A 9,364-nucleotide genomic window follows, 5' to 3' on the forward strand; every position below is an offset into this window, starting at 1 on the left:
GGGGCAGGGGGTCAAGGGGGCGTGGTGCCGCCGGCCGGGCCTTCTCCCCCTACCCGAAGCGGCCTGTCACGTAGTCCTGGGTGCGCTTGTCTTGCGGGCGGGTGAACAGGTCGCCGGTGGGGCGGAATTCTACCAGCTCGCCCAGATACATGAAGCCGGTGACATCGGAGACGCGCGCGGCCTGCTGCAGATTGTGGGTGACGATGGCGATGGTGTAGCGCGCCTTCAGCTCCTCCATCGTCTCCTCGATCTTCGCCGTGGTGATGGGATCGAGCGCCGAACAGGGCTCGTCGAACAGGATCACCTCCGGATGCGGCGCGATGGTGCGGGCGATGCACAGGCGCTGCTGCTGGCCGCCCGAGAGGCTGAGCCCGCTCTGGGGGAGAATGTCCTTCACCTCCTCCCACAATGCGGCCTGGCGCAGGGCGTCCTCCACCCGTGCCTCCAATTCGGCGGGGCTCAGCTCCTCGTTGAGCCGCAGTCCGATGGCCACGTTGTCGTAGATGGACATGGGGAAGGGCGTGGGCTTCTGGAACACCATGCCGATCCGCGCCCGCAGCGGCACCGGATCCACCGACGGATCGAGGATGTTCACCCCGTCGAGGAAGACCTCGCCCTCCACCTGCTGGTCCGGGTAAAGATCATACATCCGGTTGAACACGCGCAGCAGCGTGGACTTGCCGCAGCCGGACGGGCCGATGAGGGCCGTCACCCGGTGCTCCTGGAGGGTCAGGCTGACATCGCTCAGGGCGACGGTTTCGCCGTAGCGAAACGTGACGTGCCGGGCCTCAAGCTTGATCTGCGGCGGGATGGCCGAACTGCGCCCGGTGAGGGGTCGCGGCATCGCCACCGCCGTCTCCGGAGCGGCCGGCGCACCGGTGCGCGGTGACAGGTCGGGCGGCTGATCGGTCGGCGTGTGGATCGACATGGCTTGCATCCCATTGGGGTCATCCATGTCACAACTTAAAGGTGCCGAGGAACGGCGTCGTTGCGCGACGTCACTTTTGCGCGAACATCGGTCTATCTGAGCTTTGTGAAAGATAACGTCTCTACCTGGAGGATCGGCAAGGTCGACAAAAGGTCTCGCCAGCTCAATAAGTTCAAAGCGTTTTATCGTCCCGGTCGTTCTATCCAGGCGTGATGGGCCTTAATTCTGGCTCTGCGCCTGCGCCAGTTTCTGCGGGCCCCGGCTGTCGAGGGCGCTCACCTGCTCCTCGACCTCAAGGCCGGCGCTGCGCAGCGGCGCGACGCCCATGGCGTCGAGGGCCACGGCGAGGCGGACATAATGCTCCGTGCCGCACAGGTTCCGACCCGCGTCGAAGGAGATCCAGCCGTACTTGGGGGCATAGGCCTCCGCCCAGTGCCGTGCCGCGCCCACGCCTTCCCTCTTGGCCTCGCCCTCTTCCGGGTCCTCCGGGGCGAGATAGCCGGAGATGTGCCGCGCCGGCAGGCCGAGATGCCGCGCCGCCGCCGTGAACAGATGGGCGATGCCGCCGGAACAGGCCTTGCCGGCCTCCAGCGCCGCATGGGCGCTCAGGGGGCCGCCCAATGCCGGCCCCTCCTGTTCCTCCACCGTTTCGTGCAGGGCCACCATGAGGGCGTGGAGCTGGCCCAGGGGATCGTCCTCGGTCAGCCTCGCGCCCTCGGCGAAGGCGACCACCGCCGGCGTCGCCTCGGTGAGGTCGGTCTGGCGCAGGAACAGGGACGGGGGGAAGCGCTCCACCGTGCCGTGCATGACGCCGGTGGTGTCCTGGGTTTCCACCTCGCCCTCCGCGACCACGCTCAGGTGGTCGGTGGGCCCGTCCACCGAGAAGGTGTGGCAAAGATTGCCGAAGGCATCCTCCTGGGCGGCGAGCCGGCAGTCGGAGTTGAGGTCCAGCGTCCAGCGCAGGATGAACTGGCCCTCATGGGACCTTGGCGTGAGGCGCACGGTGACCGCCATGTTGCGGCTGCCGGGGTCGAAACGCTGGGTGATCTCGTGGCGGATGCGGATGCGCATGGGCGTTCCTCGGGCGTTCCTCGGGGCGTTCCTCGACGCAGGCGGGCCTTCGCGTGGGCTGTCCTGGGGAGGGATCGACCGATCGGGCTGCGGCGCAGCTTGATCGGCAACCGCGTCGGGGGCCGCGCACGGCGGCCCCGTCCTCAGGTCAGATCGTGCCTCAGGTGAGATACTGCTCGGTGATTTCGGCGCCGAGCTTGTTGTTGTCCGAGATGAACTCGGAAATGAACTCGTGCAGGCCGTGCTGGAAGATGTCGTCGATGGTGCGGTTGGTGAGCCGCGCCTGCATGGAGCGGGCGAGGCGCTGGGACGGGCCCTGCCGGCCATAGGCGCTGGCAATGTCGTCGAGGTTGCGCGCCAGCTGCTCGTAGCACGCGGCGAGCGAGCGCGGCATCTGCCGGTTCAGGATCAGGAGATCCGCCACCAGCCACGGCTTCACGCTGTCGCGATAGACCCAGTGGAAGGCGGTGAGCGCCGAAACCGAGCGCAGGATGGAGGCCCACTGGAAATAGTCCAGCGGCCCGCCCACGTGCTCCTTCTCCGGCAGCAGCACGTGATATTTCACGTCGAGGATGCGCGCGGTGTTGTCGGCGCGCTCCAGCTGCGCGCCGGACCGCGCGAACCAGTAGGCGTCGTTGCGCAGCATGGTGCGGAAGGTGGCGCCGTCGAAGCGCAGCGAGGTCTCCTTCACGAAGGCCAGGAAGCGGGAAAGCTCGTCGCGGGTGAGGGCGCGGTTGGGGAAGCTCTGCAGCTCGATCCAGGCCGAGTTGATCACGTCCCACATTTCCGAGGTGAGCGCCGTGCGCACCGAGCGCGCATTGGTGCGCGCCACCTCGAAGCAGTTGCGGATGGAGGAGGAATTCTCCGGCGAGAAGGCGAGGAAGGACACCACGTCCTCCTCCTTGGCGTCCTCCAGCGGGCCGTAGCGGGCGACGAACTCGTCCTCGCAGCCGGCGGTGAGCACCGCCGAGGCCCATTCGTTGGTGGAGCCGCCATAGGTGACGGGCGTGTAGGACAGGCGCTGGGAGACGTCGAGGATGCGCGCGAGGCAATCGGCGCGTTCCACGTAGCGGGTCAGCCAGTAGAGGTTGTCGGCGGTGCGCGAAAGCATGGGGAGCCCGTTGGGAAGGAGGCAAATCGAGGCGCGGGAACCCGCGCTCAGGCGTCCGGAAGGCGAGGGCCGCGGCGTGCCGCGGCCTTGAAGTGCTCAGGCGTCGAGAACCCAGGTGTCCTTGGTTCCGCCGCCCTGGCTGGAATTCACCACCAGCGAACCCTCCTTCATGGCGACGCGGGTGAGGCCGCCGGGCACGATGCGCACCTTGTCCGAGCCGGAGAGGATGAAGGGCCGCAGGTCCACGTGGCGGGGGGCGACGCCCTTCTCCACCATGGTGGGGCAGGTGGACAGGGCGAGGGTCGGCTGGGCGATGAAATTGGCCGGATCGGCCACCAGCTTGGCGCGGAACTTCTCGATCTGCGCCTTGTCGGAGGCCGGACCCACCAGCATGCCGTAGCCGCCGGAGCCGTGCACTTCCTTCACCACCAGCTCGGGCAGGTGCTCCAGCACGTACTTGAGGTGATCGGGCTCGCGGCAGCGCCAGGTGGGCACGTTCGGCAGGAGCGGTTCCTCGCCGAGATAGAAGCGGATGATGTCCGGCATGTAGGAATAGACCGCCTTGTCGTCGGCGACGCCGGTTCCCACCGCATTGGTGAGGGTGACGTTGCCGGCGTGATAGGCGCTCATGAGGCCGGGCACGCCGAGCTGGCTGTCGCGCCGGAACACCAGGGGGTCGAGGAAGTCGTCGTCGAGGCGGCGGTAGATCACGTCCACCCGCTTGGGCCCCTCGGTGGTGCGCATGTAGACCACCGCGTCCTTCACGAACAGGTCGCGCCCTTCCACCAGGTCCACGCCCAGCTTGTCGGCCAGGAACGAGTGCTCGTAATAGGCCGAATTGTAGATGCCGGGGGTGAGGATGGCCACGTTCGGCTCATGCCCGCCATGAGGCGCCAGCGAGCGCAGCGTGGCCAGCAGGTCGTCGCCGTATTTGTCGACTGGCGCCACCTTGTGCATGGAGAACAGCTCGGGGAACAGGCGGAGCATGATCTCCCGGTTCTCCAGCATGTAGGAGACGCCGGAGGGGGTGCGGGCGTTGTCCTCGAGCACGTAGAAGGTGTCGGGGTCGGTGCGCACGATGTCGATGCCGGCGATGTGCACATAGAGGTCGTGCGGCACGCGTTGGCCGTTCATCTCCGGGCGGAACGCCGGGTTCTGGTAGACAAGGTTCTCCGGCACCACCCCGGCCTTGAGCACCTCCCGCTTGGCATAGACGTCGGCGATGTACATGTTCAGCGCCTTGACGCGCTGTTCCAGGCCCTTGGACAGGGTGCCCCATTCATCCTTGGTGATGATGCGCGGGACGATGTCGAACGGGATTAGGCGCTCCTGGGCGTTCTGCTCGCCGTAGACGGCGAAGGTGATGCCGATTCGGCGGAAGATGAATTCCGCCTCCTTGCGACGGTGGTCCAGCACGTCCTGGGGCACGCTGGCGAGCCAGCGCTGCAGGGTCTCGTAGGCCGGCCTGACCGAGCCGTCGGTACTGGACATTTCATCAAACGCATGCGGCATTGGAACCGTCACTCCGCGCCCTGGAAGCTGACTTCGAGCGTACAAACATCGTGCCAAAGAAGTGCTAAAGGGGGAAGGCTCGCGAAGAGCGACGCTTACGCTTTTTGGTTGGTCATTATTTGGGCAAATACGCCGGCCCTGCTGCCGGCAGCGGCAGAGGTTTTCCACATGGGCGAGGCAGACGGCGCGCAATCGGTCACGGCGGCTCTGGTGGTCATTGGCGACGAGGTCCTCTCGGGACGGACCAAGGACAAGAACATCGGCCATATTGCCGAGCGATTGACCGACGTGGGCATCGACCTGCGCGAGGTGCGCATCGTGGCCGACGTGGAGGACGACATCGTCGCGGCGATCAATGCGCTGCGCGACCGCTTCACCTACGTTTTTACCACCGGCGGCATCGGGCCGACCCATGACGACATCACCGCCGATTCGGTGGCCAGGGCCTTCGGCGTCACCATCGACGTGGACCCCCGCGCCCGCGCCATGCTGCTGGAATACATCGCCGAGAAGGACCTCAACGAGGCGCGCCTGCGCATGGCGCGCATTCCCGCGGGCGCGAGCCTGGTGGTGAACGAGGTGTCCAAGGCGCCGGGATTCCGCATCGGCAACGTCATCGTCATGGCCGGCGTGCCGCGCATCATGCAGGCCATGCTGGAAGCCGTGCTGCCCGAGCTCAGGAAGGGCCGGCCCATGCTGTCCCGCACCATCCTGGCCGAAGCCAAGGAGGGCGACATCGCCGCGCCCCTGGGCGCCATTGCCGAGCGGTTTCCGGCTGCGGTGATCGGTTCCTACCCCTTCCGCGACGAGGTGGACGGGCGCTTCAAGACCAACCTGGTGGTCCGTGCCCGCGACACGGACCTGCTCGACGCGGCGGGGGATGCCGTGGCCCGGATGGTCGACGCGGTCGCGCGGGGCTGACGCAACGGCGCCAGACCGGAACCGGATGCGGGGCCGGGCGTTCGGTATCAGCGGATGCCTGTGGCGGCGGGGGCTGTCCGCGCTTTGGCGACGGGACGCGCGGGAGCCATCGAATGGGATGGAAGGGCGCTATCGGTGCGCCTGAAGGATCGCAGTCGTGCGCCGGACCCCACGGCAAGGCGAGACGCCAAACGCTTGAATCAAAAGAGCCGGGGGAGGTCCTCCGGCTCTTTCGTCATTGAACGGTCTGAGTATGGGTCGATCTCAGTAGGCGTCGTTGCGGAAGACTTCGATGAAGGTCTTCAGGATGATCTTGATGTCGAGCCAGATGGACCAGTTGTTGACGTACCAGAGGTCCATCTCGATCCGCCGTTCCATGAGCGAGATCTCGCAGGTCTCGCCGCGCAGGCCGTTGGCCTGGGCCCAGCCGGTGATGCCGGGCTTCACGTGGTGGCGGAAGGCGTAGCCGGCGATCAGCGTGGAATACTCGTCGTCGTGGGCCATGGCGTGAGGCCGCGGGCCGACGATGGACATATGCCCGAACAGCACGTTCAGCACCTGCGGCAGCTCATCCAGGCTGGTGGCGCGCAGAAAGCGGCCGACCCGGGTCACGCGCTTGTCGTTGCGCTGGGCCTGCGTCACCTTCGTGCCGTCCTCCATCACCGACATGGAGCGGAACTTGTAGATGGTGAACTCGCGCCCGCCGAAGCCGTTGCGGCGTTGGCGGAAGATCACCGGCCCCTTGCTGTCCGACTTGATGCAGATGGCGATGATGGCGAACAGCGGCAAGAGCAGAGTCATGGCGACGCCGGACACCGCGATGTCGAGCACCCGCTTCTGCGCCAGCTCGATGCGCGAGAGGGGCGCGCGCTGCACCTCAATGGCCACCGAGGAGCCGAAATCCACCCGCGGCGCGTCGAGCAGCTCATGGACCGCCTCGTCGGGCAGGAGCTTCACCGGCACCGGCAACGCCCGCAGCCGGGCCCGAACCGCGTCGAGGCGCTCCAGGCTATTCCAGGGCATGGCGATGACGATTTCCTCGATCCGCTGCTGGCGGGCGAACTGGATAGCGCTCTTCAGCGTGTCAATCTCTTCCACGCTCAGTGAGTCGGGCGCCGTGCCGGCAGGGACGCCGGCGAAGCTGAAGCGGCGCATTTCCCGCAGGCCGAGGCGCTCCAGGATTTGCGTCGGGACGACCCGGTCGAGCTGGGACACGTCGCCGATGAGGATGGAGGGCCGACCGCGCACGGCGCCGGTCTCGACCGTGCGGCGCACCCAGACGCCCATGGCCCAATGGGAGGCGGGCACCGCGACAAAGCCGAGCATCGCGAAGAGGCCGGTGGAGAGGCGCGAGGTGTCATCGCCCACCTTGAGGCAGAAGATCACCGTGGCCACGAAGAGGATGGTGAAGGTCCAGTTCACGAACGCGGCCCGGACCTGCTCCGTCGCCCGCGCCATCTGCCAGGGCTTATAGAGCCCCCGCGACGTGGTGATGAGCACGAAGATCACCGCCGAAAGGATGCCGATCCCCAGCGGCCGCGTGAAATCGAAGGTGGACAGGGCGCCCGTCGCGGCATGGCTTGTGGAGATGATGTCCACCAGCATGCTCAAGCCGAGCATGAGCACTGCATCGCACAAGATGAAGAGGGGCGTCATGGAGGCGTAGTCGATCACGGCCCGCTGGACCGACCCCTGCGCCTCACCGACGCGCTCGACCCGCATATTGTCCGTGGATATCGACATTTGGCCTTTGATCCTTCGGATTAGAGTCGCACCGAACATCAAATGATATTTTGACAATAGCACTCCGAATGGTGCGATGCAAGCCAGTATAATAATGCATGGCTATCGTTATAGTATGTAATATTATTGTCAATAAACAATAGTGTCGTGCGTTATGTTGAAATATAACGTTGGCACGGCTCCGAACGATCTTGGAATAGTGAAGAGTAACTCAAGAACAATTGGATTTGAGTGCCGATGTAATTGAGCGTGTTTCGCATATTGCGGTGCACTTATCCTTGCTCAATTCGCGGTATCATAGGTGGTGCTCAAGGGGTGGGCGATGCTGCACCGCGATAAAAGTTACCTGCTGCATATCGCAGCACCTCGCATCTGCGACCAAATGCCAGAGAATATGTGCTTGGTGGTATTATATGACTATTTTTTGGGTTTGGTGCATGCTGCAGCACGGGAAGGTAGACGGCAAAGGAGGTGAATGATCTGCTTGCAGCGCATGAATGGCGAGAGTCACCATCTTGGAGCGGTATTGAGCTGCCGACTTTCGGGGCATGCGGAGAATCGTCCCGGCTGAACGCAGCTTCGGCGGCACTGCCAGAGTCCGGGGGAGATCGGCCCGTCCTCGACCCGCAAACGAGGCCCGGGCATGACCGCGCTCCTATCGACAATAGGGGCGGCAGCCGTCTAGGTACTCGCCGGGCAGTCAGCTACGGAAACCGGACCTGCCGCGATCCTCTGCAGCACGGTTGGCGACTTATGGGTTCAAGCTACAAGCTCCCGCTTCTGGACTCGCTCAAGTGGTCGTTCCAGTGGGCCGCCGCCGTGGCCCTGCGGCATCCGAGGACCGCCGCGGCTTACGCCGCCGCAGGCGTGGTGGTGGGGCTGCTCGTCTCAGCCGGCTCGGGCAGGCTCCTGGCGCTGATCTACTGGCTGGCCAGCATTCCGCTCGCCCTGCTCACCCATGCGGAGGTGTTGCGCGGCCCCTCGGCCCTCGATACCCAGACCCTGGGGCAGGGGCCGGGACGGGTGATTGGCTATCTCATCGACACCATCCTCATCGGCCTTGTGGCCGGCCTGAGCGCGGTGGTGCCACTCCTCGTCATCGTGATGCTGACCGGACCGCGTCGCAGGGCGGCGCGATGGTCCTGGTGCTGGCCTTCATGCTCATCGTCATCGTGGTGGTGGTCGCATCCCGGCCGGCGCTGCGTCTGCCGTCACGAGTGCTGGGTCAGCCGATTTCCTGGTCGCGGGCCTGGCAGCTCGGCAAGGGCAACACATTCGGGCTCGTCCTCGGCCCGTTTCTCGTCTGCATGCCGGTCATGATCATCGAACTGGTCGTGCAGGCGCTGTTGCCCGATACGCTGATAAACGTCGTTACCATGGTGCTGCTGCCGGCCCAAGTCGTGCTCACCTGTGCCTTCCTGTCCGTCGCCTATGGCCAGCTCCGCCGCGCCAACCCTGAGCTTTGAGCGTCAGGGGCGGGCCGCGGACAGCAGTCGGCGCAGAACTAAAGTTGAAGCCCTGCGGCAGGCGCATGCCGCGCGCGTTCGGCACGCGCTATAGGGGTGGAGAAGCCTTGTCCGGATCTGCCCCTCGATGAATGTCCCGGCCGGAATCGGCCTGCAAATCGCCGCCACCTTCTTCTTCGCCGTCATGTCCGCGCTGGTGCGGATGGTGGCCGACGAGGTACCGAGCGGCGAGATCGTCTTTGCCCGCAGCTTCATCGGGCTCGTGCCCGTGGTCTTCTGGCTCGCCTGGAGCGGGCGGATGACCGGTGCCCTCGTTACCCGCCAGCCGTTCGGCCATGTGCTACGGGGCCTCGTGGGCGTGAGCGCCATGTGGCTCAGCTTTGCCGCGCTCGCCTTCATCCCGCTGGCGGAGGCGGTGGCCTTTTCCTATGCGACGCCCCTGGTGGCGGTGGTGCTGGCGGCGGTGCTGCTGGGCGAGCGAGTGCCGGCCTATCGCTGGCTTGTTCTCGCCGTGGGCATGGGCGGCATCGTGCTCATGCTGTGGCCGTCCTTTTCCCATGCTTCGGTGGGCTCGGGCCCGGGGCCGCTGATCGGGGCGGGACTGGCGCTGAT

General features: G+C 65.7%; 8 protein-coding genes. 3 read left to right on the forward strand and 5 right to left on the reverse strand.

What is annotated here, in order from left to right:
• Positions 1-49 precede the first annotated feature (49 nt).
• The 4 genes from pstB to K9U41_RS19965 all read right to left on the reverse strand — a co-directional run bounded on the left by pstB (position 50) and on the right by K9U41_RS19965 (position 4,622).
• Positions 50-844, reverse strand: a complete 795-nt coding sequence (pstB, locus tag K9U41_RS19950; protein ID WP_282642608.1) for a phosphate ABC transporter ATP-binding protein PstB — start codon at positions 842-844, stop codon at positions 50-52.
• A gap of 303 nt (positions 845-1,147) precedes the next feature.
• Positions 1,148-1,999: a transglutaminase family protein gene (locus K9U41_RS19955; protein WP_282642601.1), complete on the reverse strand. Its 852-nt coding sequence runs from the start codon at positions 1,997-1,999 to the stop codon at positions 1,148-1,150.
• Between the two features lie 160 nt (positions 2,000-2,159).
• On the reverse strand, positions 2,160-3,110 hold the full coding sequence (locus K9U41_RS19960) for an alpha-E domain-containing protein (RefSeq protein ID WP_282642602.1): 951 nt from the start codon (positions 3,108-3,110) through the stop codon (positions 2,160-2,162).
• A 96-nt stretch (positions 3,111-3,206) separates the two neighbouring features.
• A complete protein-coding gene (locus K9U41_RS19965) occupies positions 3,207-4,622 on the reverse strand; it encodes a circularly permuted type 2 ATP-grasp protein (RefSeq protein ID WP_282642603.1) in 1,416 nt (471 codons plus the stop codon).
• Between the two features lie 168 nt (positions 4,623-4,790).
• On the opposite strand from K9U41_RS19965, the gene K9U41_RS19970 reads away from it, so the two are divergent.
• Positions 4,791-5,543 carry a competence/damage-inducible protein A gene (locus tag K9U41_RS19970; RefSeq protein ID WP_282642604.1) on the forward strand — a complete coding sequence of 251 codons (753 nt, stop codon included), beginning with the start codon at positions 4,791-4,793 and terminating at the stop codon, positions 5,541-5,543.
• A 264-nt stretch (positions 5,544-5,807) separates the two neighbouring features.
• Here the strand turns inward: K9U41_RS19970 and K9U41_RS19975 are convergent, their stop codons facing one another.
• Complete coding sequence (locus K9U41_RS19975; RefSeq protein WP_282642605.1) at positions 5,808-7,286, reverse strand: undecaprenyl-phosphate glucose phosphotransferase; 1,479 nt, start codon at positions 7,284-7,286, stop codon at positions 5,808-5,810.
• Positions 7,287-8,422: 1,136 nt separating this feature from the next.
• Between K9U41_RS19975 and K9U41_RS19980 the strand changes: the two genes are divergently transcribed.
• Both K9U41_RS19980 and K9U41_RS19985 read left to right on the forward strand, forming a co-directional pair.
• Positions 8,423-8,752 (forward strand): hypothetical protein, encoded by a 330-nt coding sequence (locus K9U41_RS19980; RefSeq protein WP_282642606.1) that lies wholly within the window; start codon positions 8,423-8,425, stop codon positions 8,750-8,752.
• A gap of 127 nt (positions 8,753-8,879) precedes the next feature.
• On the forward strand, positions 8,880-9,364 hold a 485-nt coding region (locus tag K9U41_RS19985), incomplete at its 3' end, for an EamA family transporter (protein ID WP_282642607.1).

This window comes from Xanthobacter autotrophicus (assembly GCF_029991245.1).
Classification (GTDB): domain Bacteria; phylum Pseudomonadota; class Alphaproteobacteria; order Rhizobiales; family Xanthobacteraceae; genus Xanthobacter; species Xanthobacter autotrophicus_C.

What these genes read in the sequence shown, in the direction of transcription:
- pstB (WP_282642608.1), bottom strand. Translation starts at nt 844, where the DNA reads ATGCCGCGACCCCTCACCGGGCGCAGTTCGGCCATCCCGCCGCAGATC.
- K9U41_RS19955 (WP_282642601.1), bottom strand. Translation starts at nt 1,999, where the DNA reads ATGCGCATCCGCATCCGCCACGAGATCACCCAGCGTTTCGACCCCGGC.
- K9U41_RS19960 (WP_282642602.1), bottom strand. Translation starts at nt 3,110, where the DNA reads ATGCTTTCGCGCACCGCCGACAACCTCTACTGGCTGACCCGCTACGTG.
- K9U41_RS19965 (WP_282642603.1), bottom strand. Translation starts at nt 4,622, where the DNA reads ATGCCGCATGCGTTTGATGAAATGTCCAGTACCGACGGCTCGGTCAGG.
- K9U41_RS19970 (WP_282642604.1), top strand. Translation starts at nt 4,791, where the DNA reads ATGGGCGAGGCAGACGGCGCGCAATCGGTCACGGCGGCTCTGGTGGTC.
- K9U41_RS19975 (WP_282642605.1), bottom strand. Translation starts at nt 7,286, where the DNA reads ATGTCGATATCCACGGACAATATGCGGGTCGAGCGCGTCGGTGAGGCG.
- K9U41_RS19980 (WP_282642606.1), top strand. Translation starts at nt 8,423, where the DNA reads ATGGTCCTGGTGCTGGCCTTCATGCTCATCGTCATCGTGGTGGTGGTC.